At 47.1% G+C, this 17,141-nt stretch carries 20 protein-coding genes, 1 tRNA gene, 1 pseudogene and 1 riboswitch; of the genes and pseudogenes, 5 read left to right on the top strand and 17 right to left on the bottom strand.

Going from position 1 to position 17,141, the window contains the following annotated elements:
• Positions 1–10: 10 nt before the first annotated feature.
• From ACFVQB_RS13205 to ACFVQB_RS13160, 10 genes are all read right to left on the bottom strand, one after another.
• Positions 11–880, bottom strand: coding sequence for a type II secretion system F family protein (locus tag ACFVQB_RS13205; RefSeq protein WP_379439283.1), 870 nt, complete (start codon positions 878–880; stop codon positions 11–13).
• A 12-nt stretch (positions 881–892) separates the two neighbouring features.
• Positions 893–1,660, bottom strand: coding sequence for a type II secretion system F family protein (locus ACFVQB_RS13200; RefSeq protein ID WP_379439280.1), 768 nt, complete (start codon positions 1,658–1,660; stop codon positions 893–895).
• A 19-nt stretch (positions 1,661–1,679) separates the two neighbouring features.
• Entirely contained in the window at positions 1,680–2,981 is a 1,302-nt protein-coding gene (locus tag ACFVQB_RS13195) for a TadA family conjugal transfer-associated ATPase (protein ID WP_379439752.1), read from the bottom strand.
• Positions 2,981–4,204, bottom strand: coding sequence for a nucleotide-binding protein (locus ACFVQB_RS13190; RefSeq protein WP_379439278.1), 1,224 nt, complete (start codon positions 4,202–4,204; stop codon positions 2,981–2,983). Before ACFVQB_RS13190 ends, ACFVQB_RS13195 begins: the two co-directional genes overlap by 1 nt.
• A 161-nt stretch (positions 4,205–4,365) precedes the next feature.
• Positions 4,366–4,749 carry a VOC family protein gene (locus ACFVQB_RS13185; RefSeq protein WP_379439275.1) on the bottom strand — a complete coding sequence of 128 codons (384 nt, stop codon included), beginning with the start codon at positions 4,747–4,749 and terminating at the stop codon, positions 4,366–4,368.
• 271 nt (positions 4,750–5,020) lie between these two features.
• Entirely contained in the window at positions 5,021–5,884 is an 864-nt protein-coding gene (locus ACFVQB_RS13180) for a DUF6612 family protein (RefSeq protein ID WP_379439272.1), read from the bottom strand.
• Between the two features lie 99 nt (positions 5,885–5,983).
• Positions 5,984–6,406: a thiol-disulfide oxidoreductase DCC family protein gene (locus tag ACFVQB_RS13175; RefSeq protein ID WP_379439269.1), complete on the bottom strand. Its 423-nt coding sequence runs from the start codon at positions 6,404–6,406 to the stop codon at positions 5,984–5,986.
• A 144-nt stretch (positions 6,407–6,550) separates the two neighbouring features.
• On the bottom strand, positions 6,551–6,829 hold the full coding sequence (locus ACFVQB_RS13170; protein WP_379439266.1) for a hypothetical protein: 279 nt from the start codon (positions 6,827–6,829) through the stop codon (positions 6,551–6,553).
• Positions 6,830–6,927: 98 nt separating this feature from the next.
• Entirely contained in the window at positions 6,928–7,173 is a 246-nt protein-coding gene (locus tag ACFVQB_RS13165; RefSeq protein WP_024629326.1) for a zinc ribbon domain-containing protein, read from the bottom strand.
• Between the two features lie 206 nt (positions 7,174–7,379).
• The gene (locus ACFVQB_RS13160) at positions 7,380–7,799 is read right to left on the bottom strand and encodes an organic hydroperoxide resistance protein (RefSeq protein WP_090894430.1); all 420 of its coding nucleotides are present in this window, start codon (positions 7,797–7,799) and stop codon (positions 7,380–7,382) included.
• A 389-nt stretch (positions 7,800–8,188) separates the two neighbouring features.
• On the opposite strand from ACFVQB_RS13160, the gene ACFVQB_RS13155 reads away from it, so the two are divergent.
• Complete coding sequence (locus tag ACFVQB_RS13155; RefSeq protein ID WP_379439262.1) at positions 8,189–9,538, top strand: Nramp family divalent metal transporter; 1,350 nt, start codon at positions 8,189–8,191, stop codon at positions 9,536–9,538.
• Positions 9,539–9,655: 117 nt separating this feature from the next.
• Here the strand turns inward: ACFVQB_RS13155 and ACFVQB_RS13150 are convergent, their stop codons facing one another.
• Together ACFVQB_RS13150 and ACFVQB_RS13145 are read right to left on the bottom strand one after the other, a co-directional pair.
• Complete coding sequence (locus tag ACFVQB_RS13150; protein WP_379439259.1) at positions 9,656–10,348, bottom strand: HAD family hydrolase; 693 nt, start codon at positions 10,346–10,348, stop codon at positions 9,656–9,658.
• A 164-nt stretch (positions 10,349–10,512) separates the two neighbouring features.
• Complete coding sequence (locus ACFVQB_RS13145; protein ID WP_228469185.1) at positions 10,513–10,911, bottom strand: HAD family hydrolase; 399 nt, start codon at positions 10,909–10,911, stop codon at positions 10,513–10,515.
• A 117-nt stretch (positions 10,912–11,028) separates the two neighbouring features.
• A riboswitch (cyclic di-AMP (ydaO/yuaA leader) is annotated at positions 11,029–11,204 on the bottom strand.
• A 352-nt stretch (positions 11,205–11,556) separates the two neighbouring features.
• Here ACFVQB_RS13145 and ACFVQB_RS13140 point away from each other — a divergent pair.
• Positions 11,557–11,883 (top strand): annotated as a pseudogene (locus ACFVQB_RS13140) (glutathione peroxidase); the annotation flags it as partial.
• A gap of 80 nt (positions 11,884–11,963) precedes the next feature.
• Here ACFVQB_RS13140 and ACFVQB_RS34545 read toward each other — a convergent pair.
• Both ACFVQB_RS34545 and ACFVQB_RS13135 read right to left on the bottom strand, forming a co-directional pair.
• Complete coding sequence (locus tag ACFVQB_RS34545; RefSeq protein ID WP_483874950.1) at positions 11,964–12,062, bottom strand: hypothetical protein; 99 nt, start codon at positions 12,060–12,062, stop codon at positions 11,964–11,966.
• A gap of 135 nt (positions 12,063–12,197) precedes the next feature.
• Positions 12,198–12,280 (bottom strand) — tRNA-Leu (locus tag ACFVQB_RS13135).
• A 421-nt stretch (positions 12,281–12,701) separates the two neighbouring features.
• On the opposite strand from ACFVQB_RS13135, the gene ACFVQB_RS13130 reads away from it, so the two are divergent.
• The 3 genes from ACFVQB_RS13130 (at position 12,702) to ACFVQB_RS13120 (ending at position 14,563) form a co-directional block, all read left to right on the top strand.
• Positions 12,702–13,403 (top strand): urease accessory protein UreF, encoded by a 702-nt coding sequence (locus tag ACFVQB_RS13130; protein WP_379439256.1) that lies wholly within the window; start codon positions 12,702–12,704, stop codon positions 13,401–13,403.
• A 275-nt stretch (positions 13,404–13,678) separates the two neighbouring features.
• The gene (locus ACFVQB_RS13125) at positions 13,679–13,882 is read left to right on the top strand and encodes a hypothetical protein (protein WP_063564423.1); all 204 of its coding nucleotides are present in this window, start codon (positions 13,679–13,681) and stop codon (positions 13,880–13,882) included.
• A gap of 27 nt (positions 13,883–13,909) precedes the next feature.
• Positions 13,910–14,563 (top strand): nitrogen regulation protein NR(II), encoded by a 654-nt coding sequence (locus ACFVQB_RS13120; protein WP_379439253.1) that lies wholly within the window; start codon positions 13,910–13,912, stop codon positions 14,561–14,563.
• Positions 14,564–14,589: 26 nt separating this feature from the next.
• On the opposite strand, the gene urtE is transcribed toward ACFVQB_RS13120, so the two are convergent.
• Genes urtE through urtC form a run of 3 tightly spaced genes read right to left on the bottom strand, consistent with a single transcriptional unit; the run spans position 14,590 to position 17,129 of the window.
• Positions 14,590–15,285, bottom strand: coding sequence for an urea ABC transporter ATP-binding subunit UrtE (gene urtE / locus ACFVQB_RS13115; protein ID WP_379439251.1), 696 nt, complete (start codon positions 15,283–15,285; stop codon positions 14,590–14,592).
• Complete coding sequence (urtD, locus tag ACFVQB_RS13110; protein WP_379439248.1) at positions 15,263–16,072, bottom strand: urea ABC transporter ATP-binding protein UrtD; 810 nt, start codon at positions 16,070–16,072, stop codon at positions 15,263–15,265. Before urtD ends, urtE begins: the two co-directional genes overlap by 23 nt.
• Positions 16,035–17,129 carry an urea ABC transporter permease subunit UrtC gene (gene urtC / locus ACFVQB_RS13105; RefSeq protein WP_379439245.1) on the bottom strand — a complete coding sequence of 365 codons (1,095 nt, stop codon included), beginning with the start codon at positions 17,127–17,129 and terminating at the stop codon, positions 16,035–16,037. Before urtC ends, urtD begins: the two co-directional genes overlap by 38 nt.
• Positions 17,130–17,141 lie beyond the last annotated feature (12 nt).

The following is a 17,141-nucleotide window of genomic DNA, read 5'->3' as shown; positions in this document are numbered from 1 at the left end:
CCAATTCCTCCTACATATTCATCATCATAAAAGCAGGTGCCCCGATCATCACTACAATCGAAAAAAAGATCAGTACCATCGGAAACACCAGTTTGGAAGAAGCCTGTTCTCCCTTAGCCCGACTAACGGCCTTGCGTTTCTCCCACAACACATGGGACAGATCTCGCAGCGCCAGTACAAAGTCACCTCCCCCTCGCCGGAAATTCAGCAGCACTGTTGTTGTAAATATCGTCACTTCCTGTACACCACAGCGGCGACTGAACTGTTCAAAGGATTGTTGAAACGAATAACCGTTGTTCCAATCCCCAACCATCTTTCGTAGCTCGTTATAGAGGGGATGATTCCGTTCTCCCTGACTGGCTACACAGTGAACAATGGCACGCTGTACCGTTTCACCCGCTCCAACCAGTAAGACAATTCGGTTCAACAACTCCGGCAGCTCCATCAGTATGTCCTGATCTCTTCGCTGCACTTTGGTGTTAAGATCTTTGTAAAGCGCAAAGGGAAGTGCAACACCCAGTGCCAATCCACCTACCATACCGCCAAGCCCCATGTCCCCAACGAGCGACAAAAGACAGCCTACGAGCAACATCAACCATGAGTAAGTCAGCATTTCAGCACAGTAGAGCATCGTTTTCTCTCCACTATGCTGTATGCCATACATTTTCTGAATGGCATGCTGCATGCGGAACATGATCACGGGCAATCTGCGGCCCACCTCGAACTTGTCCAGTAAAAACAAAAAGGGGCCATGCAGCTTCTTCAGACGCAATCCATCCATATCCAGTTTACGCAAATGTCGGTAGGTCTGCCCTCGCGTTCGATCAAGCACCAGCCACCCTGCTCCGAGCACCCCTCCGAAAATAACGGGAAGCAACATCGTGTCAGCTCCTTATACTTTGATATCCATAATGCGTGTAATCCACAAATAACAGCAGGCAAGTAACGCCAATGCCCCGCTAGAGATCATATATCCCATCCCGCTATATAACGGCTCCATAAAATCCTTGGCCGTAAAGTTCAGAAAAATCAGAAAAATAAATGGAGCGGCAAACATCACTTTGGATTCAAACTTCTTCTGTGCCACCGCTACCATGATGTCCTGCTGAATGTCCAGCTTCTCACCAATGACCGCAGAGGTTCGCCTCACCACTTCGACCAGATCTCCACCCGTTCGCTTACAAGTGATGAACACATCGGCAAAGTTTGTGATATCCTCAATTTTGGCCCGATCCGAGAAGTCTTGCAGTGCCTCTTCAATGGGCTGACCATATTCCATACGCGTCCTCAGAATGGTGAATTCACGAATAAGATCTGTATCCGCCTCAGGATTCAGCATGCGCAGATCCTCCACTGATTCCTTAAATCCATTCTCTACCGATTTTCCCGCAGCGAGCGCGGAGGACAACGCATATAATGCCTGCTTAAAATGTAAACTTAGAGTCATTCTTTTACGTTCCAGCAGTACTTTTGTCCAGTGTTTTGGTACCCATATACACCCCGCAGCCAATATCAGTCCGGCCAACCAGTGATGATAGAACAGAATACCGACACCAAAGAATAACAAACCACTAATCAGCATGCAGACAATCCGCTGTCTCCGGGATAGCGTATATACGGTGTAGTCCGTTAACGCCTGTCTGGCCTCACCCAACTTCATCACCTACCAATAAAATCAACTAATTTACGTTGTTATCTGATTCATTCAACTCATCACTATTGCGTTCTATGTACTCATTCAACCATTCCCCTAGCCCAGCCATCTGAATTTTATCCACTTGTCTCAGCGTTCCAACTTGCACGAGTCCACCAATAATCTTGCCTTCTTTTTCTTCGATTTCCTGGAAACGAAACAGTGGATTGAGCAGTACTTCTCCGTCCTGCATGCCAATCACTTCGCTAATCTCGGTCACCCGACGTGAACGGTCACGCAGCCGGGATAAATGTACAAAAATATCAATGGCCGAGCTAATCTGCTGCCGGACAACCGCAATGGGAAGATCCGCTCCACTGAGCACCATGGTTTCCAATCTGCTGATCATATCGGAGATCGTATTGGCGTGCCCTGTGGACAAGCTTCCATCGTGTCCAGTGTTCATGGCCTGTAACATATCCAGCGCTTCTGCTCCCCTCACCTCACCAATGACAATTCGATTTGGACGCATCCGCAAGGATGACTTGATCAGGTCCCGAATGGATATTTGCCCCTTGCCCTCGGTATTGGCATTACGCGTCTCCAGCGATACCAGATTGGGTACTGTGACAATCTGCAATTCAGCAGAGTCCTCAATCGTGATGATCCGTTCATCCGCAGGGAAAAACTGAGATAATGCATTTAGAAAAGTGGTTTTCCCCGACCCGGTTCCGCCGCCGATAAAAATATTGTATTTACTGCGCACCAACTGCTGCAGCAATTCTGCCGCTTCCTCATGCAGGGCACCTTTACCAATCAGATCGGACATCTTCATCGGTTCACTTGGGAATTTCCGAATCGTCATGGTCGGACCCTTCAATGCAATCGGAGGCAGCACGATATTGACCCGCGAGCCGTCTTTCAACCTCGCATCCACGATTGGAGAAGACTCATTCACAATCCGGTTTACCCCGGATACAATCATCTGAATAATATCTTCCAGTCGTTCCCTGGACTCGAACTCCAGCGTGATCTGTCTGACTTCACCTTCCTGCTCAACGAAAATCTCCCGGTGGCTATTGATCATAATCTCCGTAATCTCGGGATGATCCACTAATGGTTGCAGAATATCCAGTCCTCGAAAGGAGTCAAATAACCGCTGCACCAGCGTATGACGCTCCCCGGAGGTCAGATCATCCAGGTTCGGATCAGAGAGCACTTTACGCTCAATTCCCTGCCACAGTTCTTCGTCCCCCGCAGAGGACGTTAAATCCAGGCCAGCCCTGACCTCGCGACGCATAATCTGAAACTGCTCTTCACGGTCCAGTATCATCTTGGATGAGTCCATCATAGTGACCACCCCTCACCCTTCTGGATTCGTCCTGTCTGCTTCAGTTCTTCTTCGCCATCCTGTACGATCATGGCGCATAGCTTCTTCACTTCGCGTTGAAAGATCGGTGAGCTGAGCATCACTTCCTCCTGACTCAGCTGCTTCCAGGAAGGAATATACGGCAGTACAGCATCCAGATGCAGATCGGGCCTCGGCAAGGCATTGATGACACTGTCCCGATACTTGTTGACAATGAAGCGGGCACGATCCAGTACGCTTTCATGCAGATCCGGCCTTGTCCTTTCCATATGCTGCATCCATTGACCCCAGCGGTGCATGGAAGTGATGTCATCCTCAACCAGCCACACGAATGCATCTGCAGCATCGAAAATCCCCTCACTGCGTCCATCCCAACCTGAATCCCCATCCAGAATGAGCACATCATATTGGCCGCAGTCAGCCAAATAACGGATCAGGCTCTTCGTATCCTCACGGGACATTTGCAGAAGTTCCTTCCGATTCGATAACGGCCAGAATACATCTGACTTCAGCGCTTCTTGACGAAGCACATATCCGTCAACCCCTTTGGAGGAAGATTGTACTTGTCCCTGTTTACCCGATTCTTTCCTGCCCACCTTCAAATCGTAAAGCAGACGTGACAGCCCTGTTTCTATGTCAGGTATACGCTGTCCACTTCTAGACAGACCTTTCTCCAGAAACGGCATCGAACTATCCAGCGTCTCCAGATTGAGATACAGAACAGCATATCCCGCACCCCCCAGTTGCTTCGCCATATGCATCGCAACCGCAGTCTTGCCACTCCCGCCGGAAGCTGATACAACTCCAATGGAAAGCGTCCCCTGTCCTGGACGATGAGCCTTCTTCCGACGTGGCTGCCGACAAGCATTGAGAACAGCGTCCATCAGTGTAGGCAAAGGTTGATACTTCATCAGCCGTTTATCCTCATCGACTTCATCTAATCCTTCACTAAGCATCAGCCATGGAATACCCGAGGTTTCGCCGCCGTTACCCAGCCAATGGTTCAGAAACTCGGGCTCCGCAATCACTAGATCGGGCTGTTCCCTGCCTTCCTGTTCATTCATGTGATCCCTGAACGGTTCCCATTGTGAAAAGGCGGTAAATCGTATACCGGAGCCGGACGGGCTGCCTTGTACAAAATCAAGCCAGGCGCTGATATACTCTCTGTCTTTGGAAGCCAGCACTGCCTTAAGAACAATCAATTCTTCTTCCCTCCCTGCTAAAAAAGCACAAAAAAGCACCGTCCAATAACCGCAAGAATATGCAGTGTATGGACGGTGCTTCCGTCACGTGCTATGAATGTATGGATAATATAGCATACAATTTCTGGGGGAGCAAGGGATTTATTCAAACGCAAATCCACTCAAGAATGATAAGGTGCATCAAACTCAATAATATTGCGGTCAGGATCAAGTACAAAAATCTGTGCAAACCCGGCAACACTATCTGGTCTTGCCTCATATTCAATTCCCTGCTGTTCCAGCCAGGCCAAAGTCTCCTTGTAACTTTTCACCCAGATCGCAAAGTGTCCATCCGTTGTATCGATGCCAGCCTCACGAAGAGTGTGTCCCTGCGGGTGCTGTAATAGATGAAGCTGTTGACCACCAATGGCATACCATGTGCCTGTGGAGTTGAAAGGCGGACGTTCAATCTCCTGCATGCGGAGCAAACCGGAATAGAATTTCTTCGCAACCTCCAGATCACGTACAGCCAGACTCACGTGGTGGATGTGTGCATATTCAATCATTTCTTTGACCTCCTTCCTGAAATAGCCTTCCTTCAACTTCCCATCAACTCTTAATTCAGTCGCTTACACGACTATACTATAACACCTTGGACTCTGACCACAACGCGTACAAAAAAAAAAAAAGAAAAACACCTCTGAATGGATCAGGCGAGCCTGTCGGTTCACACAAATTCATATCAGAAGTGTCTTCTCCAGAAGATTCACATCATAGCAGCTCTAACCAGGCCAACTTCACATCAGAGAGAATCACACCCGCTTATTCGTACGCTTTTTATTTAGCACTATCCAATGCTTCTTGTGGGATCTTGATCTCTTTCACGCCATTATGGTTAGAGAACGTGCTGGTCATTTTCATGTCCATCGAGATTTTCTGTCCTTCCTGCTCCATATCCATGACCATGTTGACATCCGTACTTGCAGGCAGATAGTTTTCTTTGTTGATCATATATTTCATTTTCATGCTGGTAATATTCATTTGATCAAGCATCGCTTGAGTTTGTGCATCCGATCCGTTTTGCTCCATGACCGCTTTGGCCAGCTCCTTCACGTTATCACCCGATACGTCAGCGTTAATAACGTAGTTGTCGCCTTCTTCCGTAATTTTGGTGTCTTCGGCAATCTTTTTGAATTGCTCCAGTTCACCTTCCGGATTCATGCTTGCCTTCATCTGCTCAATCAGTGGTTTCGTTTGCTCGTCAGGGATTTTGACCCATTGGTCCCCCACCTGCGAATAAATGTTATCCGAAGTGATGTACTGCTTCACGTTCTGCGCTTCCTGTCCGGACATTTCCATTTTCATCTCCTGATAGATCATCATCGGATCTTTGATGATATCCATCTTCAGCGATGTTTTCACCTGTTGATCCTGGGACTGCTCGCCAGCCTCCAGCTTCAAATTTTGATCAATATTGGCTTCCGTAGTGAAGCTTTTCATGTCTTTAGTCGCTGCATTCGTTTTCTCAATTAATTCGTCCAATGTAGGGATCTTTGTCTCCTGCTCCGCAGTTGTATTACCCTCGTTAGATGTTTCGTTGCCAGCTGGCGGCGTTGCTGTACTGTTATCTGCATCGCTTCCGCAAGCTGTCATACTTACTGCTAATAATGCCCCAATAATTAATGTAGTCCACTTCTTCAAGTTATTTGCCTCCCTAAAAATAGAATTGATCCGTACTCATTACCCAATTATTTCCGTTATTAATCAATCCACCGATACAATATGTCACACTTCATCCTTTTAAAGGAATCGATCCTTAATTTCAGGTGTAGGCAGCATACACGCTTCATCTTTACCGAACCAGCGATATCGGTTACGAGCTACCGTGTTATATATGGCATTTCGAATAAATTTCGGTACAATAATTAACACATACAATAATGGATAAGGGAATTTCAATCCTTTGGCAAGACGCAGCGCAGCTGTTGAACGTGTATAATATTTTCCATCCTCAATGAGTACAAACGTATCCATGCTGTCTGTGGACTGATTGCCCTTCTCCAGCAATTTTTTCGCTACATCCGATTGAAGTGATGCAAAATGAAATTTCCCCTCAGGGTCGCGCTTGATAATCCACTGCGTTAATCCTTGGCAGAAATGACAAACTCCGTCCACAAGCACAATCGGGTGTCCCTGATGCTGATCCGTTTGATTTGCTGTCATAATCGTGGCCTCCTCATGTGTGCTATTAGAGTAACTTACCCGTTTTGAGTCATCCTGGTCGCTTTTTTCACATTTTATTTAGGTGTAACGGAAAATAGAAAAAGAGCGCAGGCTCTACGCCCACGCTCGTATCTGTTTTGGCAATTACTCGGCAATTGCCTTTTCCATCCATTGGTCATCGATCATTTGTTGGTGCAGGTCACCAGCCCACTGGTCCATGCATTTGCAAATGAAATCTTTGCGGCATACCGGACAAGGCGTTTTCTGCAGACGGCTAATATTGGTCAGCTTCCATTCCGGGGAATGGGAGTAGAATACACGGCACTGTGTACCGTCTACCAATTTCATTGTAAATTCATACAATCCGTCTTTTTCGTTTTTACTAGCAACTTGCAATTTTGCAATACGCGGTCTATAAGACATGGATATCACCTGTCAATTCAAATTTGGTTCATGCAATGACACTTCTCAGTACTAAGTCATATTAAAGAAATTTTAGTTCGATGTCAACTCATGCACATTTAACCGCCAAATAGAATATCGAGAATGGTACCCACCTGACCTTGTTTTTTCCCTTTCAACACATCCGGATCGAATACTTCTACATATCCACAGGAAGAACAGGCGACGAAGAGATAATGATTATGCTGAATATCAAACATTTTGCTAAGTCCCGCTCCTGACATGGATACTTCCTTAATATTACAATCCGTCCCCCTGCACTTGGTACATACAAATCGTCGTTCTATCATCTCTTCAATACTCATTGTCGTTCCCCCTTATTCGAATGTATGACTTCAAGCAAGAGTAGATTATGTAAAATAGTACGCTGTTCAACATGCAATCTCCTGCCTCGCAACTGTATTATAAAGTACAATAACCCTGCCGAAGGCCAGCAGGGTCTTGTACTCGAACATCAGGTATCCAAAGATACCCTGCTCTATATGTTCCCTTTACTCTAACGAGTCAGGTCTTAAACTACATTAAGTACCACATCAATATTGCCGCGTGTTGCTTTGGAGTATGGACAGAAATCATGTGCCTTGCGAGCAAGATCCTCTGCTTGACTGTGATCCACGCCAGGCATGCTCACATCCAAACGTACAGACAGTTGGAAACCATCATCCGCCGGATCTTTGCCGATGGATACATTACTTGTGACCACCACATTCTCCAACTTCACGCCCGCTTTGCGTGCCACATTGGCAAGAGCACTTTCATAACATGCACCGTATCCCGCTGCGAAGAGCTGCTCAGGATTGGTTCCTTCACCACCGGCGCCTCCAAGTTCTTTTGGCATTTTCAGATCATGCTTGAGCACTCCATCCGATGAAGCCACCGAACCTGTACGTCCACCTTTGACTGTCGCTGTTGCTGTATATAAAGCTTCCATTAAGAATCTCTCCTTCACCTTTAAGTTTTTAATGCCTACAATTCAATTTAAACTTCTGGCTCATTTTGAAACGTTGTTGGCCCTTATTCAGCTTGTACATCTTTATCTTTTTCATGCATTGGGGATGAACACAGGTAATTTATTCAGGGTTGGGTAATATACTAAGGCACAATTCACTCCCCACCAAATTTTGTCCTCTTACACAAAAGTTGCACTAGACAAAAATAATTGAAGGAGTACAATGTAAGTATCAACATAAACGTTTAGACATATCGAAAGTAGTTTAATTACGCTTTTGATTTTGGTTTCAATGTTCAAATTTAATCAAAGGAATGTCACTGTTCCTCTTCATATAGAATATCAATACTTCAAAGTCGGGTGATTATATTATGAGTAAAAAGAATCCGTTCATCGCTCCTTCAAATGAGCCATTAGCTGCGGGTATCGCCCCTTCTCTAGGGGAAGCCCATAGCTCCATGAAGGTGCCTCAGAACGCTGCTTGGTGGAAAAAATTCCTGGCTTTTGTTGGACCAGGTTACCTCGTTGCCGTTGGATATATGGATCCCGGGAACTGGGCAACGGATATTGCGGGTGGTTCACAATTCGGTTATACGTTATTGTCCGTTATTCTGATTTCAAACCTGATGGCTGTTGTGTTGCAGTCTCTCGCTGGCAAGCTCGGGATTGTCACAGGACGGGATTTGGCGCAAGCCTGCCGCGAACGATTCAGCATGCCTGTTGTAATGGTGTTATGGATCTTGTGTGAGCTTGCGATTGCAGCCACCGACCTTGCCGAGGTTATTGGTTCAGCCATCGCGCTCAAGCTGCTGTTTAACATTCCCATGTTATACGGCGTCATTATTACCGCTGTCGATGTACTGGTCATTCTTTTGCTTCAAAATAAAGGCTTCCGAGCATTGGAATCCCTCGTCATTGTGCTGATGGCTACCATCGCGCTCTGCTTCGGGATTGACCTGTTTCTCGCTAAACCGGATATGGGCGGCATCATGCATGGTTTTGTACCCAGTGCCGAGATTTTGCAAAATCCAGCCATGCTCTACATCGCCATCGGAATTATTGGCGCAACCGTGATGCCCCATAATCTGTATCTGCATTCTTCCATCGTGCAGACCCGTCAGATTGAACAGACGCCCAAAGGGAAAAAAGAAGCGATTCTGTATTCCACCATGGATTCAACTATCGCATTAACACTGGCCCTTTTCATCAATGCTGCCATTCTGATTGTGTCTGCTGCCGTGTTCCATAGTGCGGGTATGACCCAGGTCGCGGAAATTACAGATGCTTACCATCTGCTGACACCTTTGCTAGGAACCACCATCGCCAGCATCCTGTTCGGTGTAGCCCTGCTGGCTTCAGGCCAGAACTCAACACTCACCGGCACGCTGTCCGGACAGATTGTAATGGAAGGCTTCCTCAACATTCGTATTCCGGCTTGGCTTCGTCGACTGGTAACACGTCTGATTGCAATCATCCCGGCCGTCATCGTAACAGCCATTGCTGGAGAGCACGGAACAGAGGAACTGCTGATTCTGAGCCAGGTTGTGCTGTCGCTGCAGCTCCCCTTTGCCGTCATTCCGCTGGTCATGTTTACGAGTGACAAAAAAAGCATGGGGGCTTTTGCCAACAAGCTGTGGCTCAAAATCATTTCCTGGATCATTGCCGGAGTTATCGTTGTCCTGAATGTGTATCTGATTATCCAGACCATTCTGTTGTTCTAGGTTAAAAGGAAATACGCGGTATTTTGTCTAACTCAAAAAGGCTGATCAACTCAAGTCATGTATCCCTTGAGACGATCAGCCTTTTATATGTTTGAGCAGTTAAATACTGCATTTCATTTAGTTGTCCGAATTTTGAGTTACCATTAACAAGGGAAGGAGTTCCTCCAGTGATTCAATCGTCCAGTCCGGACGCTCTGCATCCGCAAGCTCCGGCTGGAACCTGCCATAACCCTGCAAAATCCGGATCGTGTGCATACCCAGCTTCTTAGCCGGAATAATATCATTATCAATCCGGTCGCCGATCATGACCGCTTCCTCGGGTTTACATCCCGCTTGTTTCAACGCTACAGCATACAATTCAGGATCAGGCTTGGACACTCCTTCTTCAGCCGAACAGGCCAGTACATCCACATACTTGCGCAAGCCGTAGCTATTCAGCCGATTTTCCGTCCCCGGGCTCTGATTGGCAATGATACCAATCTTATAGTGCTGCGACAACGTCTGGAGAACGGCGTCGGCTGAGGCGAAGGGGCGCTCAAGCTCTTTGCGGAACTTCAACTTCTTCTGTATCTGTTCTCGGTGCTCCTCATCGCTGATAAGGGTACGAATAGCCAACTTCATCGGCCATTGCTCGTAATTTCGGTAGGAGGCAGCAAATATATCTCGCACCGTCTGCATCTCCACCTGATAACCAAGCGCACAAGCTTCACGAACGAACTGACCGATAATATCATCCACCGGCTCCCATTCGTCCACAAGCGTATCCCCCACATCAAAGAACAACCATTGTATTCCACGTACATCCGGCACGCCTATTCCTCCTCGTTAGCCACAGGAAATTCATATCCCCATTTCCCAAACCATAAAAAAGAAGACCCACCATCATGCATGAGTCTCCTCAAGATTCCGTTTATTTATGATTTCAATTATAACAGGCAGCTGACACTGGATCAATCACAGGAATAGTACTGCCACTAGCCATTAAGCAGAAACCCAACTTCCCCATTCAAGGAATATACAATACGGTCTGCTCCCATTCCCCGATAAATCCCTTTGGGATGGCTTTGTTCTGTAATGACACACAGGGACTTGGATGTCCAGGAGCGGCAGATCTGCAAATATCGACAGGTCAGGTTTAGGCTATTTTCAAAAATAAAAACATTGCCTACACTGCCTTGTGGCAAAAACCATTTCTGAGCTGCAGCCGTGTTCATGCGAATGACATGCTCCACACCGATTCTCCGGAGCCTGCGCTCTTCCCCTGCACTGTTGGTCAGAACGGCAAACGGCATTTTTTTGTACATCAGCAATTTGATAAATTTACGTCCTGCTTCATTTGGAGCAGTCACTAAGATCATCTCTTTATCCATCATTCGTTCCTCCCTTGGCGTGAAAAGACAACAAAAAAGAAGCGTGGGGGACCAAGGCCTCCCGGACGCTTCTTCAATAATCCATAGCAAAAAGACACTATGAACCAGCGTACGGCTTGTTGCCTCTCCCTTTAACGCTTACGAGGTTAGCTGACGGATTCGGGCGCGAGAGTCGCCCTATTTCCGGCTGTCACCGGAAAATTCACCCCATGGATGCCTACTGTCCTGGACAGTTCATCCTGTTGGTTCCCCCGTTTCCCACCCATGAATGAATGGAAACTCAGCGATTAAAACATCGTTCCTTTATGTTCATTAATCAGAGCGATATTATCGTTTGTTTCGTTTTTCATGTAAAATTTAATTTGAATTGGAATTACGATATGAATCATACACCCGTGCCATATTGGTGTAAAGTCTGCGCAGATCACCGAATCGACGGATTTTTGCCATTTCACATCAATAATAGCGCTTACAACGCATCCATTCTCTACCCATCTCATCAAAGCTCTCTAATTCTCTCTTTAGCGAAATTCAGGTAGCAAATCAGTCACAGATCATACATGACAGCTTCAAATTGAGTTAAAAAAGCAATATTAATTTTGCAATATTTAATTGTAATCAATATAATAAAAGATAGAAGAATATGAAATGGAGGAGATTTTCATGTCAGTCTACGACTACAAAGTAAACACCCTTCGCGGTCAGGAAGTTGAAATGTCCAACTATCGTGACAAAGTACTGCTTATCGTGAATACAGCAAGCCAATGCGGCCTCACACCTCAATTCAAAGGTCTGCAAGAACTTCAGGACAAGTTTAAAGACTCTCCATTTGAAGTTCTTGGTTTTCCAAGCAACCAGTTTGCACAGGAAAAGGGCTCTTCTGACGATATTGCCGAGTTCTGTCAGATGAACTATGGTGTCAGCTTCCCGATGTTTGAGAAGATCGATGTGAATGGTTCAAGCGCTCACCCTCTATTCCAGCACCTTACCAAAGAAGCACCAGGCGTACTCGGCTCCAAAGCCATCAAATGGAACTTCACCAAATTCCTTGTGGATCAGAACGGACGTGTTCTGAAACGGTATGCTCCCAAAACAACACCTGATAAAATTGAAGCGGACATCAAAGAATTGCTTAAATAACAAGCAAAGGCCATCCGACCCCGGCAGACAAAATGAACATGCAACCGGGGTAAACGGATGACCTTTTTTTGTCCGACTCATTTAAACTGTAAAAAAAAGCAAAGAAGAAGCTCCCCGTATGGGAAGCTTCTTCTTAATCGTTCTTATGATGCGGTCGAGAGGACTCGAACCTCCACGGGTATACACCCACTACCCCCTCAAGATAGCGTGTCTGCCATTCCACCACGACCGCATGTCGTAAATAATCGGCAACAGAATTGATTATACCCGGTTCATGTTTAAAAGTAAAGCATTTTTCTTCATATCATTTTAACTGCGCTTTTCCCACCATAAATCGTATAATCTCGTCATTTTCTCCTACGAAGTGCATATGATTAATTTTGATCTCATTTTTTATACCCGATTAGGCTGATCACTCTACTTTATTTGTATTACCATCCTTCACATCTCTTTAGAATAATATAACTTATAAAGTTATATAAAATAACATTAAATAGTTTTACCATTTAAAATCCAAGAAACCATTGACAAAAAGCGGATATTTATGTGAATATATATATCATATAATTCGGATTTACAAACATAAAACGAATCAAAAAGGAGTATAAATGTTATTTAACATAACATTTAACGAACGTAGGAGGCGAAAGATTGTGAACCGTGGGAATAAGCTGCTCGATTATGTCAAACTGCTTGATTCCTCTATCCAGGTCGGAGGGTTCACCCATTCCTTCGGCATGGATGCCCATATCGCTGAAGGTACTATTCGTAGTGCTGAAGATCTCGAATCCTTCATGCGCTGTCAATTGCACCCCAGCATCGTGCGTCTGGAAGGGATGGCGATTAAAGGCATATACACCGCCGCAGATCACAATGACGAGTGGCGTACAGCCCTCATCGACAAACTCGTTCATGTCCAGCGCACCCCAGTCAATCTCAGAGAACATGCCTCCACAATGGGCAAACGACTGATTAAGCTAGCTCGTGCACTCCACCCCTGGATTGATTTTAGCCTTCTCGAACAAACCCTGGCTAAGTATGAATCCGTCGGCTGCCTCTCCACTGTTCACGCCTGGATTAACCACCACCTCGAAATCCCTGTCGAGGAGGCGGTCCTTGGTTATCTGCATTCAGCCATGAGTGCTTGCATAACCGAAGCCTCCAAAGTGATTCCCCTTAACACCGATACAACCCAGGACCTGCTGGTTCGCCTGGCCGCAGACCTGGAGCATGAATGGCATACCGTCAGCGCCTCTGCTGCGGATGGACTGGTACAACCAACCTCAATGTCCATGAAGACGTTGTTTCCAAGCTTTCACATGCTTGGCGCAGGACTTCACGCTTACAGAGCCTAATCTCTATCCGCCTTCCCTTCACAACCCACCTCCTCATACCGCAAAATATAAAAAACACGCCGCAACCTCATTGCTGGCGTGTTTTTTTATGTCATTTATTTTGTCTTTTTAACGTATTTACGCCATTTAACATATTAAAATACACTTATTTCCGTCTTTTTTAATTGTTAGATGACGCAAATACGTATATAATAAAACATACAGCTCGCATATCTATATATTTTACACCAAGAATAATCAGCTGAACACTACATTCCAACGAGGGGTGAACCCTTTTGAACAAAAAGAAACCTGTGACTCCTTTCGGATGGGCCATTAAACGACGACTAACCGAACTCCAGGTCGATCAAAAGACATTTTGTGAACAGTATGGCATTCCGCCATATCGTCTGTCCAATCTCATTCACGGCACACGCAAAGCAACCCGGTTCAGGAACCAGGTCGCTGACATTTTGGAAATTCCAGATGATTTAAGATAAGATTTCTGCCAAGGAGGAGCTCATTTCATGAGATACTTAATATCCGATCTGGAGAGATTATCGTTCCAGTCCATGCAGCACCAGCTTATCATCGTCGACCACAACTGGATCATCCGAAGCTGCAACACCGCTTGGCAACATGGACTCGGGCAGCTGCTTCCCAAGCCAAGCGTAACAGGCCCCTCCAGAACAGCACCTGAACCGCCTCATTACCTTCACCTTATAGAGGGGTGGACATTACGCGAGGAGAAAACAAAGAATGCGAAGATTGTTCAGGAGTTAAAAAGTATCACTGCACCTTTTAAAGACAGTTATACATACGACATCTCCGTCCAAACTGTCCACAACGAACAGCGGTGGTTCCGTCTGGAACTCACCCCATTAATTCAGGCCGACCCATCCCTGCAGTCTGATCTCGCATTGATTGCACACACGGATGTTACCGAACAGAAACAGACAGAACGCCAATTGAAGAAGGCTCTGTCTGAAGTGCGTACTTTGCGTGGACTGCTTCCCATCTGCGCTGTCTGCAAACAGATTAAGGATGAACAGGACAGCTGGAACTCTGTTGAGAGTTATTTGGAGAAGCACACTCATGCCGAATTTACCCATGATATCTGCCCGGATTGCATCCGAAGACTATATCCGAAGTACTCCAACATTCTGGACAAGCGTTCCTGAACTCACCCTACACCAAGAACCCTAAGCTACACAGACAGATGGTGCTCAAACTGCGACATATCCAGCTCTCGCGGTGTTCCTTGCAGTGCAATTGCCCCTTTGTCCATTACATAGATATAATCTGCAGCACCGCGTACAAAATCAATACTTTGCTCCACCAGCAAGATGGAGATTTCACCCTTTGCCTTAATTTGCAAAATGACCTGCCGGATATCCTCTACGATAGAAGGCTGGATGCCTTCTGTCGGCTCATCTAGAAGCAACAATCCGGGCCGGGAAGCCAGCGCGCGGGCAAATGCCAACTGCTGTTGCTGCCCGCCACTTAGATCACCACCCTGTCGACCATACATCGTGGCAAGCACCGGAAACATCGCCAGAACATCTTCTGGGAACGTCTTTACACCCGCTGCACTGGTCTCCAGACCCAGCAGCAGATTTTCCTTTACCGTAAGCTGAGGGAAGATTTCTCGCCCCTGCGGCACATATCCAATCCCCGACCTGGCCCGTTTGGCCGGATCGTGGGTGGATAATTCCTGACCTTTCCACTGAATACTTCCTTTGCGCGTTTTAAGAAGCCCCATCAACGTCTTCATCAAGGTGGTTTTCCCTACACCATTACGCCCCATCAGGCATACCACCTGACCTGGCTCGACATCCAGATTCACACCGCGCAGCACATTGCTTTCTCCATAACCGGACTCAATTCGTTGCAGCGACAGCATGGTCATCCCTCCTTTTGCCCAGGTACACTTCAGCCACTCTCGGATCTTCCTGCACTTCCGCCATCGTACCTTCCTTTAGAAGCTTGCCTTCATGCATCACCGTCACTTTGGCTGCATACTCACGAACAAACTCCATATCATGCTCCACTACCACAACAGACCTTTCTCGCGCAATCTCTTGCAGCAGTCGGCCCGTCTTGTGTGTTTCTTCGTCCGTCATCCCCGCTGCCGGTTCATCCAGCAGCAACACACGGGGCTCCTGCAGCAGCAGCATACCGATCTCAAGCCACTGCTTTTCCCCATGTGATAGCGCACCTGCACGTGCATCCACACGGTCCTGCAGACCAATCTGGAGCGTAATCCGCTCCATGGCCGGACTTATTTTTGAATACCGCTGAGTACCCAGAGCCTGTAAAGGAGAACGACGATTCTCCGCAGCCAGCATCAGGTTCTCCTGCACGGTCAGACCAGCAAAGATGGACGGAGCCTGGAACTTGCGCCCTACCCCTTTTCGAACAATCTGGTGCTCCTTCAGACGTGTCAGATCCGTACCATCCGCCATCTTCACTGTACCGGACAAGGGCTTAGTTTTGCCGCAAATCACATCCAGCATCGTTGTTTTCCCCGCACCATTAGGCCCGATCAGAAAATGCAGATCATGTTCATGCAGCTTCAGATTCATGCCTTTGACCGCAACAAAACCGCCAAACACCACCGTAATTTCCTGAGCGACCAGGACTACCGGAACATCAGTAGACTTTTGGTTTTTCCTGACTGACTGGAACATGCACAACCTCTCCTCTCCGTTTCAGCAAGCGCACCACATGACGGTATACACCAACAAACCCATTCGGCATGAACAAGACCACTGTTACAAAGAGCCCACCAATGACAAACAACCACCCTTCTGGATAAGCTTCACTGATGCCCGTTTTGGCTGCGTTCAGCACCACAGCTCCGATTACCGCACCAATCAGCGTTCCACGACCGCCCAAGGCAACCCATAACACCATTTCAATTGAAGGCACGATCCCCATCATGGAAGGCGAGATGATCCCTACCTGGAGCACGAATAACATACCAGCGATTCCCGCAAGCGCTCCGGATAGGGCGAACGCCAGCGTTTTGAAGCCTGCCGGATCATATCCAAGAAAGCGAACCCGATTCTCCCCATCCCGCGCAGCTTCAAGCACCTGACCGAACCTGCTGTTCACAACCCGGCGACAGAGCAGATAGGCGAGCACCAGGACGGCAAGCGTTATATAGTAGAGAGCAATCGTTGTCCCTGCCGAATGAAGGGTAAAACCAAAGATAGCGTTATATCCCGTTATACCGTTGGTCCCTCCCGTCCATTCCTGTTTGCCCACAAACAACGTTACTGTAATGAGGACTAGCGCTTGGGTCAGGATTGTAAAATATACACCGGTGATCCGGTTACGGAACGTGAACCACCCCAGGGCAAAGGCCAGCAATGCCGGAAGGGCAATACCCAGCAATAGTGCCACCGGGAATGACTTGAACGGCTCCCAGAACCACGGCAGACCACTAAGACCACTCCATCCCATAAAGTCAGGAAGTGTTGTACCACTGGCCTGCAGCTTCAGATACATCGCCATGGCGTACCCGCCCAGTCCGAAAAATACACCATGACCGAGACTAAGCACCCCTCCATATCCCCAGATCAAGTCCAGACCGATTGCCAGAATGGCCAAGGCCAGGAATTTCGCCAACAAACTAAGCCGGAATTCCGTGGAAATGAGTGGAGCCAGACACATCATGATCAGGACAACCGCCCAGATGATCTTCATTTTCAGACTACCCGTCTTGAGAAGTGCCGACATCATATAACCCCCTTC

This window comes from Paenibacillus sp. NPDC057886, from assembly GCF_042796655.1.
Classification (GTDB): Bacteria; Bacillota; Bacilli; order Paenibacillales; family Paenibacillaceae; genus Paenibacillus.
This window is presented reverse-complemented; position numbering and strand designations above follow the sequence as displayed.